At 27.7% G+C, this 1,058-nt stretch carries 1 rRNA gene; it reads left to right on the forward strand.

Annotation, left to right across the window (positions count from 1 at the left end):
- Positions 1-654, forward strand: a 16S ribosomal RNA gene (locus ACYVEA_RS34510); the annotation flags it as partial.
- Positions 655-1,058 lie beyond the last annotated feature (404 nt).

The raw sequence follows: 1,058 nt of genomic DNA on the forward strand, positions 1-1,058 counted from the left end.
TAAGCACTCCACCTCATGACTAAGGCGGAAATGCACAAATTGAAATCATTAGACCGTTTCTGAAACCAGTAGTGAAGTATGTTATTTAATTCGATAATCCGCGAATAACCTTACCACGTTTTGAATAATATTATAAATATTACAAGCGCTGCACGGCTGTCTTCAGTTAATGTCGTGAGACTTTGGTTAATTCCTTTAATTAACGAAAACCCTAGCTTTATTTATTTTTAGAGTGTTTTTCTATAAATGGAAATAATAACAGGGACCAAGACAAGTCATCATGGCCTTAATAGCGTGGGCTATAGACGTGCCACATATACCTCTACAAAGGGATGCAATATTGTAAAATGGAGCTAATCCCACAAAATTGGATATAACTATTTGTGGATTGTAGTCTGAAATTCGACTACATGAATATGGAATTACTAGTAATCGTGAATCACCACGTCACGGTGAATTTTTTCTCAGATGGGTACTAACCACTCGTCAGGCGCTGAAAGGAGTATGCGCAATAAGTTTGATTACTTTTTTATTTTTTTTTTACTTAATTAGTTGTAATTTTTTAAATTTGTAATCTTCGTATGCGTGACTTTTATTGGTGTTAAGTCGAAATATGGTTCGTGTAATGGAAATTGCACGGGATGCATTAATATTAAAAATTAAATATAGTATTATATTTGGTAGACTTTTGTCTACATTATTATCTAAGATTTTTACTTATTGATAATATATCTTTTCTTTACTTTAAATTTATAACCTAGTTTGATGGGCAAAAAAAATTAAATTATATTATTTTTATCTTATATATTTCTATAAACTTATATATAATACTAAATTTTTAGGTCTACTATGGTTTCTATGTAGGTTCGAATTTAATAGACAATATACTTTTCTTTTTAAGATTTATTTTTTTTTTTTTTTTTGAATATATCTTTTATATCTAATGAATTTTATGGCTTTTTTGTTATATTTTTAGATGTTATAATTGTTTTATGTATATTTTCTGGTATATTTATAATAGTAAGTAAAAATCCTATAATATCTGTTTTACATTTGAT

The sequence above is a fragment of the Spirosoma jeollabukense genome, from assembly GCF_054777855.1.